Source organism: Thalassotalea litorea (assembly GCF_043642205.1).
GTDB classification, from domain to species: Bacteria; Pseudomonadota; Gammaproteobacteria; order Enterobacterales; family Alteromonadaceae; genus Thalassotalea_A; species Thalassotalea_A litorea.
In genome coordinates this window covers 1-21325 of the sequence record NZ_JBHZSG010000003.1, presented here as the reverse complement: position 1 = coordinate 21325, position 21325 = coordinate 1, and the positions used below count along the sequence as shown (strand labels likewise).

The window sequence follows — 21325 nt, the reverse complement described above, 5'->3', positions numbered from 1 at the left end:
TTTATTAGTTTAGACCTGATTAAACTGGGTTAGCACCGCTAAATCAACTGAAAACGCGTCAATGGCAGTTTTTTGACGATAAGATGCTGAAAATTTTGTTAAAGTATGAGGATATTAAATATTCGTCTAATGTTTGGAAGCTCGCGTGTATCAACGTCAACAACTTGTCGGAACCTGGCATCGAAGTGAAAATTTAGGTGCAGAGCAATTTAGTGAAATTGCCGAATTAACCGAGGATGGGCACTTCGTATTCACTTTTTACACATATAATCTGGAAGGAAAATTGCTGTCACAAATAAGTGAAGTCGGTGATTGGGGCTTGGTTGGTGATATTCACTTTACCATTACCACCGGTGAGGTCGAACATGAAAAGGAATACCTTGCCGATCGTGCTGATGCAGAGAATTATCACGCCTATCGGGTACTGACGTTAACCCCGCAACAATTTACCTATGAGCATGTAGTCAGCGGCGAAAAATTTACTCTGAAACGAGTTTCGAAAACTGACAAGCCTTGCTAAGCTAGATAAGTTAGGGTGATTAAATTATCTAACATGTTATTTCATATAAGATTCATTTTAAGGTGAACCGTGGCTAGAGATCTTTCTAAGTTTCCATCAGACTCCAATGGCAACATGCTTTGGCATATGCTGCAAACGGGAGATGACTTGGCAAACCCCCGAGAAATACAGTTTTCAGTGATTTTTCCGAGTCAGGAGAAGGCTCTTAAATTTGGGAAAATATTGCTCGAAAATAACCAAAAACTGTCCTTTTGTCCGTATCTTGATAACCCTGAACACCCCTGGGAAATTACCGCATATCCGGAAATGCCGGCAAGTTACGATAACATTATGGGGTATCAAATGTTGTTAGAAACCCATGCGAGAAAGTTTGATGGTATTTATGATGGCTGGTATTGTCCGCCCCAGAGCCCAGAATAACACCCGAGTAGTATGGAATGGATCTGCAACAAATAAAGCAATTAAATAAGCAAACCGCCAAATCTTACAATGACCAAAAAGCCCTGATAAAACGCGTTTTATTGGGCAAACCTGCAAAATGCCCAGATTGCCAGCAATCGCTGCAATTTCTGGCATCAAAAGATGATTCTGTCGCCAAGATCTTCTGCGTTAAAGGTTGTACAGATATCGAACTGGATTTAAGCTAATACCAATTACATTAAATTATTGCTAACTCTGAGTTGTGCACAAACTTAACGTGATTGCTATAACGTCATTCTTGTCCAGGTAGTTAATTAATGTCTGAAGTAACTATTGTCCATGCAAACCCATCTTTAATCGCTGAGCAAAGTGAAATATTAGCTTCGCTTATTTATAGCTCTGGCCCCGTAGCTTTTGATTATGTGTTTGGTGACGGCGAGGGTTTTCTTCAATACAGCGTCGTCAAGGGACGCAGCCAATTTGGTTATCAAAACCATTATGTCGCATTAATGGATGGCAACATTGTTGGCTCAGTGGCCTGTTTTGACCGCCAGCAATTATTGACAATGGAAATTGGCTGTATTCTGGATATGCTGAGCTATTGCCGTTTGCGTTTTCCTCTTGCTGCCAAACGCGGCCTGGCATTTGAACGAATTTGTCCAAAACCGGCGAAAAATACCTTGTATCTCGCTCACCTTGGTGTTGATGCAACATTACGTGGTAAAGGGATAGGGCAACAGCTTATAGAATTTGTTCACCGGCAGGCCAGAGACAAAGGCTACCAATCCGTCACCCTCGATGTAGCGCACAGTAACCCGCGTGCCGAGCAGTTATATCTGCGCCAGGGGTTTGAGCTAATCGATACCCGAGAATCAAGCATAACTTCGATTGTCGGACATAATCGATTGCAAAAAACCATAGGTTTTAGGTTTTAGGTTATAGGTTTTAGCTTAATTAAATCGTGTTTTATCAATGAATTATTTGGCTCATCTATTTCTGGCGCAAAACAACAGCGACTCGTTAACGGGAAACCTGATGGGGGATTTTTGTCAGGGCCTCGATATTCGACAATTACCCAGGCCTGTGCAGCTGGGTATCCATAATCATCGCAGTATTGACCGATTTACCGATAATCACGTACTGGTGCGCGAACTTAAGGGCCATTTACCAAAAGAAATGCGCCGTTACTCTGGCATCATAGCTGATGTCGTGTTTGATCATTTTCTGGCATTGCATTGGCAGGATTACTGTGACCAATCTTTTTTTGAATTTCGCAGCCAAAGGTATCAGCAGTTGTTAACCCGGATTGATTTGATGCCCGAGAGGATGCAGCTGATGGTTCAGAGAATGACGAGTCAGGATTGGCTCTCTGGCTATCAGGAACTCAGTAATATTGATAGGGCTTTAAACGGGATTGGTATGCGTATGCGATTTGCAAACCCGCTGCACCGGGCCATTGAACCCATAAAGGAAAATTACCATATTTACCAAGCAACCTTCGCGGCGTTTTTTCCTGAGTTAGTCATTCACGTTGACAAAGAGAACATCGAAAGTGCTTGATCATACCAATCTACATTCATTATTGATCATTGTTCAGCGAGGCTTGGTATTATAGGAACGTCGCGATATCATCGATACTTTTCTTCACCAGCGCATGTTCTGGAACCGTAGCATCGTCCGCTGGATAGCCGGCAATAATCAACATATATGGGCGTTCATTATCATCCCTTTGACAGACCTTACTTAAAAACGACATGGGCTTTGGGGTGTGGGTTAAGGTGACTAATCCACTGTGGTGCAGAGCGTTTAACAAAAAGCCGGTCGCCAAGCCGACAGATTCATGCACATAGTAGTTGGTATTCTTGTCGTCAGCGTTAATGCCACCTTTTTTCTGGCTAAATACCGCGATTAACCAAGGGGCATGCTCGAGGTAAGGTTTTTGCGAGTCGGTCCCTAACGGCTTTAATGCATCGAGCCATTCATCACCGGCTCTGCCTTGATAAAAACTCTGCTCTAAAGCTTCCGCCTGTTCACGAATCTGACGCTTTACCTCAGCAGATTCGATGGCAACAAAATGCCAGGGCTGATGGTTGGCGCCACTCGGTGCCCGACCCGCAGCTTTTATGCAATTCTCGATGACTGCCTTATCAACCGCTCGTTCGCTAAACTTACGAATCGAATGGCGACGTTTGATCTCATCATAAAACTGTTGTGAACGTGTCAGCATTTCCGCTGGCGGATATTCGACGTAATCGGTTAGCGGGACATTGGCGTGGTCTTTCATAATGGACTCTTTTGTTTTTACCTTTTTTAACTATAGGCTTAAGCATACCGATTACTGAATTGGTGAACAATAATTGCTTGTGCAAATTTCATTAACCGCGGTTTCCTGATACTCTTATCTCTTTGCTTCCATAGACTTATGTAACCGATATGACCCTGCCTGAATCTTCCACCTGGCGCACACCTTTTGTTTTTTTAGTAATGTCTTCGATCATTATGACCTTAAGCTTTTCCGGCTGGCAGGCTCTGTTAAATAACTTTACCATTGAAGCGGCGGGCTTTACCGGTGCCGAAATCGGCATGTTACAGTCCTTGCGAGAGATCCCCGGTTTTCTGGCATTTACCGCGGTATTTCTGTTGTTGGTGATTAAAGAACAGCATTTTGCACTGGTGTCATTGTGTCTGTTAACGGTGGGGGTTGCGATCACCGGTTTTTTTCCCTACGAATATGGTTTGTATGCTACAACCGTACTTATGTCGATTGGCTTTCATTACTTCGAGACCGTGAATCAATCGTTGAGCCTGCAGTGGTTTAGCAAAGAAGAAGCACCGGCAAAGTTGGGTAAACTATTATCGGTTAAGTCTGTCGCAGCATTGGTTGTCTATGGGTTTATTTATGTGGCGTTTGAATACTTTTCTATGCCATTTGCAACAGCCTACCTGATCCTCGGTGGTCTGGGCCTGGCGCTGACGGCCTGGTTGTGGTTATACATGCCATTATTTCCAGTTAAAGTCAGCCAACACAAACATATTGTGTTGAGAAAACGTTATTCTCTCTATTATTTGTTAACGTTTTTAAGCGGTGCGCGACGCCAGATATTTGTGGTGTTTGCAGGGTTTATGATGGTCGAAAAATTTGGCTATTCGGTTGCCGATATTACCCTGTTATATATGGTCAATCATTTGCTGAATATTTATATCGCTCCGAAAGTTGGCAAGTGGATTGGTGAGGTTGGAGAGCGCAAAGCATTGACCCTCGAATACATTGGCCTGATTATCGTTTTTACCGGCTATGGTCTGGTGGAAAATGCCTATGTTGCCGCCGGCTTATATGTGATTGACCATATCTTTTTTGCCATGGCTATCGCGATAAAAACCTATTTCCAAAAGATTGCTGATCCCGCTGATATCGCCTCTAATGCCGGCGTGAGTTTCACCATAAATCATATTGCTGCTGTGGTGATCCCCGCCTCATTTGGTTTGTTATGGCTGGTGGAGCCTGCCTGGGTATTCTACAGTGGTGCGGCCATAGCGCTATGTTCGTTAATTGCCAGTCAATGGGTGAAAATCGTACCTGCTCCGGTAGCCGGAGCCTTAGAGACGGCTAAGTAAAAAAGCTTGGTCAATTAACGCTCGTTGTTTAAATCTTCGAGTACTTGTTGAACCCAGTTTATGGCTTGGTCTAAATTGTCAAACTGTTTGCTCATAACCCGACCCGGAACAAAGCCGGGCATGGGGCTGATTCGCTTTTTTAAATCATCATGATAGGTTACCCAGGCAACGCACTTGAAGTTACTGAAATCTTCAAGTAGCGCCTTTACAAAAATTTGATGACTAGAATAGCTATTAATTCGGTTTGATATCCAACCAAAATTGCTTTTATAGTGTTTGGATAAAAACTGATAAATAAACACGGCTTCATCAATTCCAGGATCACTTCCTTCAAAATATGTCGCCTCTACGTAGCTATCGTAAAGCTTGTAAACAGCGTTTTTCGATGTCACCGAATTCATGGTTTAACCAGACCGTAAATTTGTGTATTGATTAATCTGCGTAGTTACCCAATAAGTCGCTTCGGGTAGGGTGTCGAAAAAACCTCGCAGCACATCATTAGGGAAGTAGGCTGCGACGTGTTTACTCGCCTCGGTTTTAATAGGTGATGCATAAGTTACCCAGGCGATACATTTAAAGTTATCAAAATCTTCAAAGACACCTTCGATGTATTCAGGGTGTATCGAATAACTATTGCGACGGTCGGCGATGAACCCAAAAGGCCCTTGAAATTTATCCGCCAATAGTTGCCTGACAAATGTTGCTTCTTTTAAACCATGATCGATCCCTTCAGCGAATCGGGCGACAATAAAATTTTTATGAATTTCATACTCGGAGCCATTGGAATATACTCGTTCTAATTGCTCTTCATTGGTCTTGTCTTGGTTCACTGTAAACTAGTCCGCCCACCGAAAGTGACTTTTAAAATAGTTGAAAAAGCCTTTTTGCTCAAAAAAGGTAGTATTGAAAAATAATACGTTAGCCTAACGAACTTACCTCAGCGAGGGCCTTATCGATTTCCTGTTCATTGTTTATCAGCGACGGCGCAAACCGGGCGTAGGTTTTACGATAGGGCGTATTACTCATAATCACCCCTTTTCCATGTAAGGTTTTCACCACCTCTTCCGGGTGCATACCATCTACTTCGAAACACACTAAGCCGGAAGAAATCTCCGTCGCCATCGGTGTGTGAAGTTTTACATGGGACATTTTTGCCAAACCTTCTTTGGTTTGCGTATTGAGCTGATGGATACGCTGCTGAACATTTGCTTTACCAAGTTGCTGATGCAGCTTGAAGGCCTCAGGTAATGCCCAGCGATGTTCAAAGGAATGGAAACCGCCAGGCGTCATATGTTCGCCAACTGGTACCTTATCCTGACTCAGATTACCGAGCCAGACATCGTAAGAGGCACTGAAACTTGGTATCACCACTTCGCTGCGCTGCCAGGCTTGCTCCGTTCCCCATATCACCCCCGTGCCTCTTGGGCCAAATATCCATTTATGGGTGCCGGCGATAAAGAAATCACAACCAAGTTTGCTGACGTCCTGATCCTCAATGCCAAAGCCATGCACACCATCAACACAAAACAGGATTTGCTCATCTTCCCCCCGGCTTTTGTTAATGTCTTTAATTACATCAGCCATAGCGCTTACTGGTAGTTTTACTCCGGTGGATGAATGTACCCAGGTACAAGCAAATACTCGGGTTTGTGGTTGTATCGATGATTTTAAGCGTGTGCAGACATCATCAACACTGACTTCCCAGGCGTTTTCATAAAGATCGATTTGTCGCACTTTGGCACCGGTTCTTTTGGCGCGGTGGGCAAGCGACATATCAGTAGAATAATGATCATGGGTGGTATGGAGGATTTCTTCGTCTGGTTTTAATAACAAGCCGCTGTAAACCAGACCGAGGCCCATAGTCGTGCTATCGGTTAGAGCTATGCATTTCGGATCGCCGCCCATGTAATCGGCCGCGGATTTGGCGATATCACCATCTATGGTCAGATATTGGCTATGCCAATAATCCGCAGGATTCTCATCAAGGGCTTTACGATGATAATTAATGGCGTCCGCAACCGGTTTTGGATGCGAGGCGAGCAGGAAAGTTGCGAGTTGAATGTAATCCCGGGTCAAAGGGAATAAGTCTCTGAGCGCTTTCCAGTCTGCCGGCGATATCGGCTCTGAGCTGGGAAATCCGCTGCTGTCTTTGCTACTGGCAGAGGCAAAAGCTAAGGCTTGTTTTGTGGCAAGAAAGCTTGCGCCCAGACCAAGGCCCAGACGGTTTAAGAATTGACGTCGTAACATGAGCTCCCCCGCTCAGTATTTAGGTGCTTGGGTAAGTATAGGTTAGAACAGACTGCAGACAGCAGCATTCAGAAAAAGCCTGCTTGCCGAGATATCCGCCGTCTGTGAGGTACTGGGGTCAGATCTTGAATTTCGCACTTTCTGCGCAATTCAAGATCTGACCCCAATGGCCTGTCGAAGAGCAAGTTGGCGGAGCGGGAGTGTAAGAGCAGGCTGCTGTTTAACGAATTTGGGAAATTCGCCACTCAGCAATCAGGAAAAACGTTTAATTGCTGAGTGGTTTGAGTAAACAGCAGATCATGGGGTCAGAGCCATTTTTATGGAAAGCTAAAAATGTGTCCGACCCCAAAGAGCAAGTTGGCCGACCCCGAAGAGCAGTTAGCCGACAAATTTTCTGGCGTTGCGGAACATGCGAACCCAAGGTGAGTCTTCCTGCCAGTCATCAGGGTGCCAGGAATTTGCCACGGTTCTAAATACCCGTTCTGGATGCGGCATCATAATGGTGACACGTCCGTCGGTTGTCGTCAGAGACGTAATACCATCCGGAGAACCATTCGGATTCGAAGGATAGGTTTCGGTCACCTGGCCATAGTTATCGACATAACGCATGGCCACTGTGCCAGAATCATTGGCATTGGCAATGGCTTCTTCTGACGAAAATTCGGCACGACCTTCACCGTGAGATACGGCGATTGGCATATGTGAACCTTCCATACCTTTAAAGAAGATGGATGGGCTTGGCTGAATTTCTACCAGTGAGAATCGTGCTTCAAAACGCTCAGATTTATTCTGCACGAATCGTGGCCATGCATCGGAGCCAGGGATGATTTCATGAAGATTCGAAAGCATCTGACAACCATTACATACACCTAAAGAGAAAGTATCTTCACGGTGGAAGAAGGTTTTAAACATCTCACGGGCTTTATCATTAAACAAGATGGATTTTGCCCAACCTTCACCAGCACCAAGTACGTCACCGTATGAGAACCCACCACAGGCAACCAAACCTTTAAAGTCGGCTAAATCAACACGGCCAGCCAGTACGTCGGTCATATGTACATCAACGGTGATAAAACCGGCACGATCAAATGCGGCGGCCATCTCAACATGGGAGTTAACCCCTTGCTCACGCAATATTGCTACTCTTGGGTTACTTTCCGTCTGAGCATCCGCTGCGATGTGTGACGCGACGATGTCTTCGTTAATATCGAAGGTCAAGTTTACGTTAAGACCAGGATCTTCAGTGTCGAACTTAAGCATATGCTCTTGCTCAGCACACTCCGGATTGTCACGTAGTGATTGCATTTTGAATGTGGTTTGTGCCCACACAGTGCGGTAGTGCGTACGGGTGTTAGTTAGTACTTCATTACCGTCACGACTAAAGCGGATCTGATCGTCATTATTTAAACGACCGATATCTGCGCAATACTCTAAAATACCATGTTCTGCCAAAATGGCATGAATGGCATCGACATCCGCTTCACGGATTTGCACAACCGCGCCAAGTTCTTCATTAAACAGAACACTTAAATCATCGCCGGCCAGCTTGCTGATATCAATATCAACACCGGTGTGACCTGCGAACGCCATTTCCGCAATTGCTGCGAATAAACCACCATCGGAGCGATCATGATAAGCCAGAAGCTTCTCTTCACGCACTAATTGCTGAATGGCGTTAAAAAATCCTTTCAGCACTTGAGGCTCGTCCACATCCGGTGTTTGTGTACCCAGCTGCTTGTAAACTTGCGCCAGACAAGAACCACCGAGACGGTTTTTACCACCAGAAAGGTCAATCGCAACAATGCGCGAATCGCCTTTATCTGTGCGTAGCTGCGGGGTGACAGTTTTACGTATATCTTCCACTCGACCAAAGGCCGTAATGACCAAAGATAATGGCGCAGTTACCGCTTTATCTGTGCCATCGTCGTCCTGCCATTGGGTTTTCATTGACATCGAGTCTTTACCAACCGGAATGGTTAAACCAAGCTCTGGGCATAACTCTTCACCTACGGCTTTTACCGCTTCGTAAAGACCGGCATCTTCCCCCGGATGACCAGCTGCGGCCATCCAGTTTGCCGAAAGCTTAATGCGATTTAGATCGCCAATGTCAGCGCTGGCAATATTGGTCAGTGATTCCGCTACGGCTAAGCGTGCTGATGCGCCATAGTTTAATAACGCAACAGGCGTGCGCTCACCCATGGACATGGCTTCACCGTGATAGCTATCTAAAGCCGCTGCAGTTACGGCGCAATCGGCAACAGGCACCTGCCACGGGCCAACCATTTGATCACGATTGACCATACCGGTAACGCTACGATCGCCAATGGTGATCAAGAACGTTTTTTCAGCAACGGTTGGCAGGCTTAATATCCGATCGGCCGCATCATTTAAATCGATGCCATCGAGGTTAAGGGCTTTACCGGTTTTCGTTTTACTGGTCACCTGGCGATGCATCTTCGGCGGCTTACCTAATAATAAGTCCAAAGACAGGTCAATCGGGGTATTTTTATCGGCATCATCAGCAAAGTGAGAATCGGTCAGTGTCAGATGCTCTTCTTCTGTGGCATAACCTACCACAGCAAATGGAGCTCGTTCGCGCTCACAGATGGCTTTAAATTCATCCATGCGCTCTGGCGCTACGGCTAATACATAGCGTTCCTGAGATTCATTACACCAGATTTCTAATGGTGACATGCTGCGCTCATCGTTAGGGACATTGCGCAGTTCAAACTTACCACCACGGCCACCATCGGATACAAGCTCAGGGAATGCGTTTGACAAACCACCAGCACCAACATCGTGAATAAATAAGATCGGGTTATCGTCACCCAATTGCCAGCAACGATCGATCACTTCCTGACAGCGACGTTCCATTTCTGGGTTTTCGCGCTGTACCGAAGCAAAATCTAAGTCTTCATTCGACTGACCGGATGCCATTGAAGAGGCGGCACCGCCTCCCAGACCAATATTCATCGCCGGACCACCGAGTGCGATCAGGTTAGCACCTACGACAATCTCACCTTTTTGTACGTGTTCGTCACGAATGTTACCTAAGCCGCCGGCAAGCATAATGGGTTTGTGATAACCACGGACTTCTTCACCATTAAACGAGTGAACCTGTTCTTCGTAGGTACGGAAATAACCGAGAATATTTGGACGACCGAATTCGTTATTAAATGCTGCGCCACCCAATGGACCTTCGGTCATAATGTCGAGCGCAGATACGATGCGACCTGGTTTGCCAAAGTCGGTTTCCCAAGGTTGTTCAAAACCTGGGATGCGCAGGTTAGATACGGTAAAGCCTACTAAGCCAGCTTTGGGTTTAGAACCAATACCCGTTGCACCTTCATCACGAATTTCACCACCAGAACCGGTCGCAGCGCCAGGATAAGGTGAAATGGCGGTTGGGTGGTTATGGGTTTCCACCTTCATCAGGATTTGGATATCTTCCTGAGTATATTCATATTCTTTGCTTATTGGATTTGCGAAAAAACGACCGGCTTCAGAACCCGTCATCACCGCCGCATTGTCTTTATAGGCACTCAGGACATAGTCGCTGTTTTGCTCATAGGTATTTTTAATCATCTTAAATAATGATTTTTCCTGAGCAACGCCATCAATGGTCCAGTCAGCGTTAAAAATTTTATGACGACAATGTTCCGAGTTTGCCTGAGCAAACATGTACAATTCAATATCGTTAGGATTACGGCCAAGTTTGGTGAAATTTTCCACCAAGTAGTCGATTTCATCGTCGGCTAACGCCAGACCTAAATCAACATTGGCTTTAGCCAGCGCCTCGCGACCGCCGTTAAGGACATCCACTGACGCCAGAAGCCCGGGTTCAGCACTCGCGAATAACTGTTCAGCTTGTGAAAAATCGCTAAATACCACTTCCATCATTCGGTCATGAAACAGAGCAACGACGGCGTTTTGCTGTTGTTGCGACATTTCAGTGGAGGCTTCGACGTAATAGGCGATTCCACGTTCAAGTCGAATGATTTTATCTAAGCCACAGTTGTGTGCAATGTCGGTAGATTTAGAAGACCAGGGGGAGATGGTGCCAGGGCGGGGAGTAACCAGAAAAAGCGTGCCTTGCGGCTCATGTTCTTCGATGGTCGGTCCGTAAGTCAGCAACTTTTCCAGTTTACTGAATTCGTCCTTAGTCAACGCCGCACGGTTGTGCGAGAAGTGCATGAACTCTGCGTATATGTCAGTGACCGGCAGGTTCAGTTGCGCACATTGCGCCAGGAGTTTTTTTATTCTGAAATCGGATAGCGCCGGAGCGCCGCGTAGGATTTCCATAAACTAAATACCATGGTTAGATTGAAGGGTAAATTTTGCTGCGCATTATAGAAGAAAAGATGACCTTTGATAAGATAAAAACCCGCTTTATGAGAACTAATTCGAAAAAGTGCTGTAAAATTTTCATAATTCGCGACACAATAAAATGGTTATGAAAAAATTTATCCTTAATGCTCAACACCTTCGCCTGTTTGTTTGCTTCGCGTTGGCGTTTATCCTCAGTGCCTGTAATGAACCGCATCGTTCGGCTTCGTTAGAACAAATTCTCGAACATAAGACTTTGCGGGTTGGGACTTTACAGGGGCCAGGAAACTATTATCATCAGGCATCGCTGGAAGCTGGTTTTGAATTTGAATTGGCTCGCAAATACAGCCAATACCTCGGTGTTACCTTGCAAATGGTACCGGCGAACAATTTAAGCGAATTGTTGGATAAACTGGATTCAGGGCAGGTGGATATTCTCGCGGCGGGGTTAAGTGTCACCCAAGAGCGATTAGCAACGTATCGTTTTACGCCCAGTTATGGTCAGGTCTCCCAGGAATTAGTGTTTAGACAAGGCGGGAAGTGGCCAAAATCCATCAATGAACTTGATGGTGATTTGCTGGTTGTCAAAGACTCTTCTCATGCGCAAAACCTGAAACAATTACAAAAGCTTGAGCCTAATCTTAGCTGGAAAGAGAGCGATTCCCATGACAGTGAGGAGTTGCTGCGTGCGGTCGGTGAAGGGGATATCGATTTTACCATTGTCGACTCAAATACCCTGATTTTGAATCAGCAGGCATATCCGCAGGTGAATGTCGCATTTACGATTCAGGAATTACAACCAATCGCCTGGATGCTGGACAAGGACGCAGACGATGCATTGCTGGCATCTTTAGTGGAATTTTTTGGCGAAGCTCATCATGACGGTACCTTGTTAACGTTAACGCAAAAATACTATTCCGATACGGTGCGCATCGCCGGCATCGATAACCGCGGATTTATCAATGCAACGAAAGTAAAACTGAGTCAGTTTGAACCCATGTTTCGCAAACACGCAGAAGGCATGGACTGGCGCTTACTCGCTGCGATCGCCTATCAGGAATCTCAATGGCAACCTACTGCGCGCTCTCATACCGGAGGTCGCGGTATGATGATGTTGGATAAGAAAACGGCAAAACAGCTGGACGTTTATTCACGTTTAGATGCTGAACAAAGTATTCGTGGTGCGGGCAGATTATTTCAGCAAATGTTTGCCCGGATCCCACATCGTATCAGTAACCCGGATCGACAGTGGTTCGCTTTGGCGGCCTACAATATTGGTTGGGGACATCTGGAAGATGCACGACTGCTAACCGAGCAACAAGGCGGTGATCCTGACCGCTGGCTTGACGTGAAAGCAACCCTGCCATTATTAAAACAACGAAAGTATTATCAAGCAGCCAAATATGGATATGTTCGAGGGGATGAACCGGTACGCTATGTCGAAAATATTCGCGCCTATTACGACACATTAGTGCATTTAGATGAAGAAACTTTGCACGACAACCAAAATCATTAACTTGCTGATATAGCTCCACATCATGACTCGCTTAGCAATAACGCTGAGGGGAGGGGGTATCGGTAGACAAATCTTTCATAAAAATGTCATATGGGTTTTGTATACTTATAGCAATCACATTAAGTTTGTAGATAGCAGAGAAGCTAAGCGAGTGTTGCTAAACTGAGCAGCGAGCGCGTAGTATGACTCTTGGCTCATTGTTACTTTGTATCGGCGACAACGATGTGGATATTCGATTGCATCGTTGGCGGTATTAACGGAGGTTGTCATGAAAAGAAAAGCATTAAGAGCAAACCATCGACGTCGCCAGGCGCGCTCAACGCATCGCAAAGTCAATTCCCGCTATCGAGTATTCTTTCGAGTGGTGTTACAAAGTCAGAGCGGTACTTAACCCTTAACCCCTGGCTGGATGCCAGCAAGATTCTATTGCTTAAAGGAATTGCTGGAATGGATATAATCCAGCACTTAGGCCTGCAAATATATCAACGTCAGCTTGCTGATTATGATTCGCGGCGCCGGGCAAGCTTTTCCTTTTTCTTTTGTTCTCGTCGCGTTTTAAAAAATGCTGATAAGTATTGTGAACATGGTTGAGCGAGAACGCCGCCGGTGATCTCTAACTGGTGGTTCAATTGTTCTGATTGCGCTAAATTAAAGACGCTTCCACAGGCACCGGTTTTTGCGTCGCTTGCCGCAAAAACCAGGCGTTTAATACGACTATGCACCAGCAGACCGGTGCACATAGGGCAAGGTTCCAGGGTGACATAGAGTGTACAGTCGAGCATTCGATAATTATTAAGTACTTGCCCAGCTTCGCGTATTGCCTGCATTTCAGCATGGGCGGAAGGATCGTTTAAGGTAATACTCTGGTTACACCCGCGGGCGATAATTTCACCATTATGAACTAATACCGCACCAACCGGGATTTCACCAAGCGATGCTGCTCGTTGCGCTTCTTCCATCGCAGCTTGCATAAAACGTTCATCTAAGCTTTGTATCTCACTCGTCATGGAATCAATTTATCCCTTTAATGTGGTTGATTTAACTAAAAACTGGTCGAATAACTCTAACTTAGTTTAGCTAATTGTGTCATATAAGGTTGCCAATGCTACCTAATTGACTGTTTTGTATTAGATTTTGAAATTGCTTTGGCGTTGGTCTGTAAATTGCTTATTCTATAATAATCAACTTATTTAACCAATGACCTTAACCTTTTGGGCTATGTGAATTAAGAGAAGAAAAGCACTATGAGCGTATTTAATTTTGTCATTATTATCGTTGTATGTTCACTCATATACGAATACTTTAATCAACGTCAGAAGCTTCAACACAACAATCAACGTTCGCGAAAAAAACATGATGAATTAATGAATGAAATCGGCGAAATGAAGCAGCGTATCGAAACATTGGAAAAAATCGTAACCGATAAAGGATACGATCTGAAAAGTGAAATCGATAACTTATAAAAACAGGGCGAGCAAATCATTCAGGTAACGATGACCTTGTTCAGTGACCCGATACTGGTCGCCCTCTTTTAGCAGCAATCCTTTAGTGGTTGCCTGTTGTAGCGGTTCTTTGATGCTGTCTTCGCCCAGGCCGGTAGCTTGTTGATAATCCAACAAGGTAAACGGTTTGAACAAACGTAGACGGTTCATCATATATTCAAATGGTCGTTCGGCCTGAGCGACCTGGTGCCAGTGATCCAGTGCCTGGCGATCTTTTTGCAGATAGCCTTTCGGGTGTTTTACCTTTACCGTACGGTGAATGGTTTGCCCGCTGATATCGGTTATTTTGCCATGAGCACCGCAGCCAATTCCCAGATAATCCCCATTTTGCCAATAGTTGAGATTGTGCTGGCTCTGGAACTGTTCACCTTTACTAAATGCTGAAATTTCGTATTGCTGATACCCGGCGCTTTTAAGCAACTCAAACCCTTGCTCCTGGATCTCCCACAGTGTTTCGTCTACGGGCAATGTCGGAGGTTTTGAATAAAAAGCGGTATTGGGCTCGATAGTCAGTTGATACCAGGAAAGGTGTTGTGGATTAAGCGCAATGGCCTGGCGTAAATCGTCGAGCGCATGGCCGACATTTTGATTTTCCAGACCATGCATCAAATCCAGATTAAAACTACGAATGCCGGCATGATGGGCCATCTCTGCGGCACGAATCGCTTGCCCAGAGTCATGAATTCGTCCCAGTTTAATTAACTTATCGGAGGCAAAACTTTGTACGCCAATCGATAGACGGTTTACACCGGCACTGGCAAAGCCCTTAAACTTGTCGGCTTCAACGGTGCCGGGATTTGCTTCAAGAGTAATTTCGGTATCACTACCTATGTGCAGGCGCTGGCCAACGCCATCAAGAATACTGCCGATAGCGTTAGGTGAGAACAAGCTTGGGGTGCCACCGCCAATAAAAATCGAATGCAAAGGTCGGTCAATCGTGAAGCGGTCGATATCATCGTTAAGGTCGTTTAACAGAGCAGCCACATAGGCGGGTTCATCAATATCCTGTTTCAGGGCGTGTGAATTAAAATCACAATAAGGACACTTTTGCACACACCAGGGAATATGGATATACAGAGACAGCGGTGGGGAGATAAGCACGATTTAATCCAGCTGTTGAAAATGCGCTAACAATTGTTTTAACGCCTTGCCGCGATGGCTTAATTGATTCTTAACCGCGCGAGGTAACTGCGCTGACGTACATTGATGAGCATCTACCCAGAATAACGGGTCGTATCCGAAACCTTGATCGCCTTGTGCTTCAGTGACAATGCTACCTTCCCAGGTGCCATGGCAAATAACCGGTGTCGAATCGTCAGCGTGTCGCATATAAACCAACACACATTGAAATCGCGCACTTCGTTGTTTGTTGTCAGCATCCGCCATGGCGGCCATCAGTTTTTCGTTATTAGCGCCGTCATTACCCGCTTCACCGCCATAGCGCGCTGAATAAATGCCGGGTTGTCCGTTAAGAAAATCGACTTCCAGACCAGAATCATCAGCGATGGCGGGTAAGCCAGTACATTTTGCCGCGTGACGGGCTTTGATAATGGCATTTTCTACAAAGGTGGTGCCAGTTTCTGCGACATCCGCAACATCAAAGCGACTTTGTGGTAATACTTCAATGTGATGCTCTTGCAAAAGCTCAGAAAGCTCTTTGACTTTGCCGGGATTACCGGTGGCCAATACGATGGATTGTTTCATGTTTCGCTTCCGTCCTGATACGTTAGAGTCAGTGCGTTGTTGCACCCACGCGTTCATAAAATGCGAATGAACGAGCATTAAAAAATGCGGCATGATACCGCATTCTCAAACTTATACCACCCATTACACAATTTAGAAGTGGTAGTGCTAGGGTGATGAAAAAGATTGATGAGGTGCCGGGCAGAAATAGGGGGTTTCTGTCCAGCGTTTTAGCGAATAATAAACCTTGATAGTTTTTATTCTCCGCTCGAACAAAACGTCATCCGTTCTGACATAGCACTGACATAGCACAGGCATTTAGCCGATTTTCATAAGTGTTGTTATTCGTCGTAATTACTCATCAACATAAAATTTTTGGGTAAACTTTAAGCGTTGCTCATCGCCTTTATTGTTAATCAATATGTCAAAGCGATAGGTTTCATCATTTGGATAATCCACGGTCGCCAAATAATAGATGGCCTTGCCTTCGGTAATTTTGTTAAATTCCAGCTTAAAGGTTTGACCCACCAGATTTGTGGCGGTACCGGAAATACCGACAGACAACGCCGGTTTCTCATCACTGGTGGTATCCAGAGCTACGATGTTAAGTAAGCCACGATAACGACTCCGTTCAATTTTGTAGCTTTGCGCAACTTCCGGGGTTAAAAATGAGGTGGGTATACCAATGTAGTGGACTTCCATTTTACCCAGTTGTTTGACGTACGTTTCCGGTTGTTGAGCATAAGCTGTGCCGATAAAGCTCAGGCAGATAACCGCTAATATCCAAGGTTTAAACATATTCATTTCCAGCTCATTCAATCTAGTTTAATTATAACAGCTCTGCGGCGTCGCGAATTTCCCAATTCAGAACCCTTGCTGTAGGTTCTGGCAATGTAACTTGCCGTTTAATCGCTGCCTGAAGCCTTTCCCAAAAGCCTATCATACTGATTTTATGAGAGTTTGGGTATGGGAGGAACAAAGCGCCCGGGGAAGGGCGCTTTTGACATGGGAATTACAATGAATGCCAGTAGGGAACGAATCCGCCGAGAAATAAATTAAGAAAATTCAAACCGACTAGCGCGATCAAAACTGACAGATCCAACCCACCCATATCCGGTAAAATGCGTCGGATCGGATTGAGAATCGGTTGCGTTAACTGGTGAAATAAAAATTGCACTGGATTGCCGCTTTGCACCACCCAACTCATCAATGCCATCAATATCATGACCCAGAATATTAAAAATCCAGCTTGTTTAATGGCAAATAATGCCCCAACAATCACGAACAAAAGCAAATCGACCGGAGCGCCATTAACGATGGATAACACCACAAACTTGGCGATGCTTATTAATATTGCGACAACAATGGTTGCCATATCGATACCGCCTAAGCCGGGGATTATGCGTCGAAACGGATTCACAACAGGTGCAGTGGCTTTGACGACAAATTGGCTAAATGGATTGTAAAAATCCGCTCTTGCGAGTTGCAGCCAGACTCTGAGCAACAGAATCATTACATACGTGTCAAACAAAAAGGTAAGCAGGAAATTGACAGCTTCCATGAATTCTCCAAAGTTTTTATTAACTATATCAACAATATCAGGTTTATATGGTTATGCGTTATCTTTGGCCATGTCTATGGCCCGGTCTTTTGCTGCTTGCATGGCTTTATCGACCAATTGTGGCAAACCACCGTCAGCAAAGGTCATTAGCGCTTGTTGCGTTGTCCCACCTTTTGAGGTGACATTTTCACGCAAGGTTGCAATTTCCTCGCCGCTATTTTCGACAACCATTTGGGCGGCACCTAATGCGGTTTGTTGTACCAGAGCTCTGGCTTGTTGTTTATCAAACCCTAAGGCCATAGCTTTGGCTTGCATTGCTTCCATAAATGCGAAGAAATACGCTGGTCCGGAACCAGACACGGCGATCAAATCATCGATTTGTGCTTCACTGCTTAACCACTGCACGATACCGACACTGGCCATTAATCGACTCGCCAGTTGTTTTTGCTCTTCGCTCACCTCATTGGAGGCAAACATACCGCTGACACCAAGGCCCAACTGCGAAGGTGTGTTTGGCATACAACGAATAATCGGCGCGGCAAAACCTAACGCCGATTGCATCGGAGCAATGTTAACCCCGGCAGCAACGCTGACAAAGCATTTTAAGGTTAAATCTACGTCTGCAGCGAGCTGCTGACATACCGACTGTATTAAATGGGGTTTTACCGCTAAAACCACAAGTTCGGCCTGCGCACAGGCTTGAACATTATCCTGCGTCACCTGTATGTTAAACTCTTGCTGCAAAGCTTCAAGCTTGCCCATACCAGGGTTTGCGGCGATGATGTTTTTTGCCGGATAGCCATTAGCGACTAACCCGGCGATGATAGCCCGGCTCATATTGCCGGCGCCGATAAAGGCGATAATATTTTTGCTCATATTTATTCACTAATCTATTGCATTAATGGTAACCAAAACAGGACCAATGTAGGGCACCAGAATTTTGGTTGATGTTTAGTCCCGCTTGCCAAATATGGCGGTGCCGATGCGTACCATCGTAGAATGACAGGCAATCGCCTGTTCCATATCATTACTCATTCCCATCGATAAAGTATCCACTTGGGGGTAACGTAACTTAAGTTGTTGATAGAGGTTTTCCATCGCCGAAAATTGCTGTAAACGATGACCAATATTATCGGTTTTCTCCGGAATTGCCATCACTCCACGCAATCGTAACTGTTTACAATTGCTGACAAAATCTGCAAGTGCGAATAATTCTTGAACACCAACCCCGGATTTCGATTGCTCGTCACTAATATTCACTTGTAAACAAACGTTCAGGGGGGTAATGTTAACAGCACGTTGTTCATTCAGACGTTTGGCGATTTTTTCCCGATCTACACTATGTACCCAGGAAAAATTTTCAGCGATTAGACGGGTTTTATTGGCTTGTATGGGACCGATAAAATGCCAAATAAGGTCAGAGTTGTGAGCAAGTTGCTGGATTTTAGTTACAGCTTCCTGGACATAATTCTCACCAAAATTTCGTTGTCCCGCGTCAATGGCCTGTTGAATTAACTGAGCTGATTTTGTTTTGCTGACCGCTAAGAGAGTAACTTCCTGTGGGCTTCGGTTAGCCTTATTACAGGCGCTACTGATCTGCTGTTGTACTTGCGTCAGCTTAGTCGCAATTTCTGTCATGTTTTATTTCTTTATAACAATGATAATAAGTTAAGGGAATGTATGGATATTACCGAACTATTAGCATTTAGTGTTGAACACAATGCATCCGATTTACATCTATCTACAGGCATGCCCCCCGCCATTCGAGTAGACGGTGATGTACGTAAAGTTAACGTACCCGCCCTTGAAGATAAAGACGTCAACGCGCTGGTTTACGATATTATGACTGATCGCCAGCGAAAAGAATACGAAGAAAATCTGGAAGTGGATTTTTCCTTTGAAGTGCCTAACCTTGCGCGTTTCAGGGTCAATGCCTTTAACCAGAATCGTGGGCCTGCAGCGGTTTTCCGTACCATTCCTAGCGAAATTTTGTCACTGGACCAATTAGGTTGTCCGGATATATTCCGAACCATCTCAGAAAACCCGCGTGGCCTGGTATTGGTTACCGGCCCTACTGGTTCAGGTAAGTCGACCACACTTGCCGCGATGGTCGATTATATTAACGACACCAAGCGCGATCATATTCTGACTATCGAAGATCCGATTGAATTCGTCCACCCTAACAAACAATGTTTGATTAACCAGCGGGAAGTGCACCGGGACACATTGAGCTTTAGTAACGCATTGCGTTCGGCGCTTCGTGAGGATCCCGATGTGATTCTGGTTGGTGAGATGCGGGACTTGGAAACCATTCGTCTGGCAATGACTGCCGCAGAAACCGGTCACCTGGTTTTTGGTACCTTGCACACCACGTCAGCACCGAAAACGATTGACCGTATTATCGATGTATTCCCGGGTGAAGAAAAAGACATGGTTCGTTCTATGTTGTCAGAATCTCTGCGCGCGGTAATTTCACAAACCCTGATCAAAAAAGTTGGTGGCGGCCGAGTTGCTGCTCACGAAATTATGATTGGTGTACCGGCGATTCGAAACTTGATCCGTGAAGATAAGATTGCGCAAATGTACTCTGCGATTCAAACCGGGATGCAACATGGTATGCAAACCATGGATCAGTGTTTGCAGAATCTATTGAGCCGCGGCATGATATCGCGCGAAGATGCGATGGCAAAAGCTGTAGATAAGAACCAATTTAAGGTTTATTAATCAAGGATTTACCCATGTATTTTCATCAATTACTGCAAACCATGATTGAAATGGATGGTTCAGATTTATTTATTACAGTGAATCTGCCTCCCAGTGCCAAAATCAATGGCGAATTAACGCCGGTTGATGATCAGGTACTGACCTATGGATCGGCCCTTGAGCTGGTTGAAGGTTCGATGAATGAGAAGCAGTTAAAAGAGTACGAAGAAACCAAAGAATGTAACTACGCTATTGCGGTAGATGGCATCGGTCGTTTTCGTATATCTGCGTTCTGGCAACGGGAAATGCCAGGTATGGTGATTCGTCGGATTGTTACGCAAATTCCCGATGTTGACCAGCTCGGCTTACCTCAGGTCTTAAAAGATGTGGTAATGTCCAAGCGCGGCCTGGTGTTATTTGTTGGTGGTACCGGTACCGGTAAGTCCACGTCGATGGCCTCATTAATTGGTTATCGAAATCGCAATGCCCGCGGCCACATTCTAACCATTGAAGACCCGGTAGAATTTGTCCATGAACATGGTAAATCGATGATCACTCAACGGGAAGTGGGTACCGATACCGACTCGTTTGACGCGGCGCTGAAAAGTTCCTTGCGCCAGGCACCCGATGTCATCCTGATTGGTGAGATCCGTTCTCAGGAAATCATGGAACATGCCTTAAGTTTCGCTGAAACCGGGCATTTGTGTATTGCTACACTCCACGCCAACAATGCTAACCAGGCCATTGATCGGATTATGCACTTAGTGCCAGCGGAACAGCACGGCAAGTTATTATTTGATTTGGCGCTTAACCTGCGCGGCATTATTGCCCAGCAGCTAGTACCAACTCGAGATGGTAATGGCCGTGCAGCGGCCATTGAAATCTTGTTGAATTCTCCTTATATCGCGGAATTAATTAAAAAAGGCGAAGTCGGGGATATCAAGGAAGTAATGGCCAAGTCCCGTGAGCTAGGTATGCAAACCTTTGATCAGGCATTATTTGATCAATACGAGGCGGGCAAAATCAGTTACACCGATGCCTTGCATCATGCCGACTCACCGAACGATTTGCGTTTGATGATCAAATTACGTTCCAACGAGCAAACCGGCATGGGTGGGTTAAAAGGAGCGACGTTAGACGGCTTTGATGACTAAAACCAATCACATTAAATTATTGCTCACTCAGTGAGAATTTAAAGGCTTTTAGGCAAGGCTTTGATTGCAGAGAATGGT

The 21325-nt window shown here is 45.3% G+C and carries 23 protein-coding genes; 11 read left to right on the top strand and 12 right to left on the bottom strand.

Annotated features, from left to right (window positions below; genetic code table 11):
• Positions 1–145: 145 nt before the first annotated feature.
• The 5 genes from ACHUFQ_RS02160 to ACHUFQ_RS02140 all read left to right on the top strand — a co-directional run bounded on the left by ACHUFQ_RS02160 (position 146) and on the right by ACHUFQ_RS02140 (position 2500).
• Positions 146–520, top strand: coding sequence for a hypothetical protein (locus tag ACHUFQ_RS02160; protein WP_394172563.1), 375 nt, complete (start codon positions 146–148; stop codon positions 518–520).
• Between the two features lie 69 nt (positions 521–589).
• Positions 590–940: a ribonuclease E inhibitor RraB gene (locus ACHUFQ_RS02155; protein ID WP_394172561.1), complete on the top strand. Its 351-nt coding sequence runs from the start codon at positions 590–592 to the stop codon at positions 938–940.
• Between the two features lie 17 nt (positions 941–957).
• Positions 958–1167 (top strand): hypothetical protein, encoded by a 210-nt coding sequence (locus ACHUFQ_RS02150; protein ID WP_394172559.1) that lies wholly within the window; start codon positions 958–960, stop codon positions 1165–1167.
• Between the two features lie 90 nt (positions 1168–1257).
• Entirely contained in the window at positions 1258–1875 is a 618-nt protein-coding gene (locus ACHUFQ_RS02145; protein ID WP_394172557.1) for a GNAT family N-acetyltransferase, read from the top strand.
• A gap of 37 nt (positions 1876–1912) precedes the next feature.
• Positions 1913–2500 (top strand): acyl carrier protein phosphodiesterase, encoded by a 588-nt coding sequence (locus ACHUFQ_RS02140; RefSeq protein WP_394172555.1) that lies wholly within the window; start codon positions 1913–1915, stop codon positions 2498–2500.
• A gap of 49 nt (positions 2501–2549) precedes the next feature.
• Here the strand turns inward: ACHUFQ_RS02140 and ACHUFQ_RS02135 are convergent, their stop codons facing one another.
• Positions 2550–3224 (bottom strand): nitroreductase family protein, encoded by a 675-nt coding sequence (locus tag ACHUFQ_RS02135; protein ID WP_394172553.1) that lies wholly within the window; start codon positions 3222–3224, stop codon positions 2550–2552.
• Positions 3225–3373: 149 nt separating this feature from the next.
• On the opposite strand from ACHUFQ_RS02135, the gene ACHUFQ_RS02130 reads away from it, so the two are divergent.
• Positions 3374–4555 carry an MFS transporter gene (locus tag ACHUFQ_RS02130; protein ID WP_394172551.1) on the top strand — a complete coding sequence of 394 codons (1182 nt, stop codon included), beginning with the start codon at positions 3374–3376 and terminating at the stop codon, positions 4553–4555.
• Positions 4556–4569: 14 nt separating this feature from the next.
• Here the strand turns inward: ACHUFQ_RS02130 and ACHUFQ_RS02125 are convergent, their stop codons facing one another.
• The 4 genes from ACHUFQ_RS02125 to purL form a co-directional block, all read right to left on the bottom strand.
• A complete protein-coding gene (locus tag ACHUFQ_RS02125) occupies positions 4570–4956 on the bottom strand; it encodes a hypothetical protein (RefSeq protein ID WP_394172550.1) in 387 nt (128 codons plus the stop codon).
• Positions 4957–4959: 3 nt separating this feature from the next.
• Positions 4960–5385, bottom strand: coding sequence for a hypothetical protein (locus ACHUFQ_RS02120; protein WP_394172548.1), 426 nt, complete (start codon positions 5383–5385; stop codon positions 4960–4962).
• Positions 5386–5473: 88 nt separating this feature from the next.
• Positions 5474–6802 (bottom strand): aminotransferase class V-fold PLP-dependent enzyme, encoded by a 1329-nt coding sequence (locus ACHUFQ_RS02115; protein WP_394172546.1) that lies wholly within the window; start codon positions 6800–6802, stop codon positions 5474–5476.
• 378 nt (positions 6803–7180) lie between these two features.
• Positions 7181–11104 carry a phosphoribosylformylglycinamidine synthase gene (gene purL / locus ACHUFQ_RS02110; protein ID WP_394172544.1) on the bottom strand — a complete coding sequence of 1308 codons (3924 nt, stop codon included), beginning with the start codon at positions 11102–11104 and terminating at the stop codon, positions 7181–7183.
• 151 nt (positions 11105–11255) lie between these two features.
• On the opposite strand from purL, the gene mltF reads away from it, so the two are divergent.
• Together mltF and ACHUFQ_RS02100 are read left to right on the top strand one after the other, a co-directional pair.
• Positions 11256–12644 carry a membrane-bound lytic murein transglycosylase MltF gene (mltF, locus tag ACHUFQ_RS02105; protein ID WP_394172542.1) on the top strand — a complete coding sequence of 463 codons (1389 nt, stop codon included), beginning with the start codon at positions 11256–11258 and terminating at the stop codon, positions 12642–12644.
• 268 nt (positions 12645–12912) lie between these two features.
• On the top strand, positions 12913–13035 hold the full coding sequence (locus ACHUFQ_RS02100; protein ID WP_394172540.1) for a hypothetical protein: 123 nt from the start codon (positions 12913–12915) through the stop codon (positions 13033–13035).
• Between the two features lie 109 nt (positions 13036–13144).
• Here the strand turns inward: ACHUFQ_RS02100 and tadA are convergent, their stop codons facing one another.
• A complete protein-coding gene (gene tadA, locus ACHUFQ_RS02095; protein ID WP_394172538.1) occupies positions 13145–13651 on the bottom strand; it encodes a tRNA adenosine(34) deaminase TadA in 507 nt (168 codons plus the stop codon).
• Between the two features lie 237 nt (positions 13652–13888).
• Here tadA and ACHUFQ_RS02090 point away from each other — a divergent pair, with 237 nt between their 5' ends.
• Positions 13889–14107 carry a hypothetical protein gene (locus ACHUFQ_RS02090; protein WP_394172536.1) on the top strand — a complete coding sequence of 73 codons (219 nt, stop codon included), beginning with the start codon at positions 13889–13891 and terminating at the stop codon, positions 14105–14107.
• Here the strand turns inward: ACHUFQ_RS02090 and hemW are convergent.
• The 6 genes from hemW to ACHUFQ_RS02060 all read right to left on the bottom strand — a co-directional run bounded on the left by hemW (position 14102) and on the right by ACHUFQ_RS02060 (position 19028).
• Complete coding sequence (gene hemW / locus ACHUFQ_RS02085) at positions 14102–15250, bottom strand: radical SAM family heme chaperone HemW (protein ID WP_394172820.1); 1149 nt, start codon at positions 15248–15250, stop codon at positions 14102–14104. The two genes, ACHUFQ_RS02090 and hemW, sit on opposite strands and share 6 nt — an antisense overlap.
• A complete protein-coding gene (gene rdgB / locus ACHUFQ_RS02080; RefSeq protein ID WP_394172534.1) occupies positions 15251–15850 on the bottom strand; it encodes an RdgB/HAM1 family non-canonical purine NTP pyrophosphatase in 600 nt (199 codons plus the stop codon).
• Between the two features lie 333 nt (positions 15851–16183).
• A complete protein-coding gene (locus ACHUFQ_RS02075) occupies positions 16184–16627 on the bottom strand; it encodes a DUF4426 domain-containing protein (protein ID WP_394172532.1) in 444 nt (147 codons plus the stop codon).
• Positions 16628–16841: 214 nt separating this feature from the next.
• Positions 16842–17390 carry a YggT family protein gene (locus tag ACHUFQ_RS02070; RefSeq protein ID WP_394172531.1) on the bottom strand — a complete coding sequence of 183 codons (549 nt, stop codon included), beginning with the start codon at positions 17388–17390 and terminating at the stop codon, positions 16842–16844.
• Between the two features lie 51 nt (positions 17391–17441).
• Positions 17442–18266, bottom strand: a complete 825-nt coding sequence (gene proC, locus ACHUFQ_RS02065) for a pyrroline-5-carboxylate reductase (protein WP_394172529.1) — start codon at positions 18264–18266, stop codon at positions 17442–17444.
• A gap of 75 nt (positions 18267–18341) precedes the next feature.
• Positions 18342–19028 (bottom strand): YggS family pyridoxal phosphate-dependent enzyme, encoded by a 687-nt coding sequence (locus ACHUFQ_RS02060; RefSeq protein WP_394172528.1) that lies wholly within the window; start codon positions 19026–19028, stop codon positions 18342–18344.
• A 42-nt stretch (positions 19029–19070) separates the two neighbouring features.
• Here ACHUFQ_RS02060 and ACHUFQ_RS02055 point away from each other — a divergent pair, with 42 nt between their 5' ends.
• On the top strand, positions 19071–20114 hold the full coding sequence (locus tag ACHUFQ_RS02055; RefSeq protein ID WP_394172526.1) for a type IV pilus twitching motility protein PilT: 1044 nt from the start codon (positions 19071–19073) through the stop codon (positions 20112–20114).
• A 14-nt stretch (positions 20115–20128) separates the two neighbouring features.
• A complete protein-coding gene (locus ACHUFQ_RS02050) occupies positions 20129–21247 on the top strand; it encodes a PilT/PilU family type 4a pilus ATPase (RefSeq protein ID WP_394172524.1) in 1119 nt (372 codons plus the stop codon).
• Positions 21248–21325: the final 78 nt, after the last annotated feature.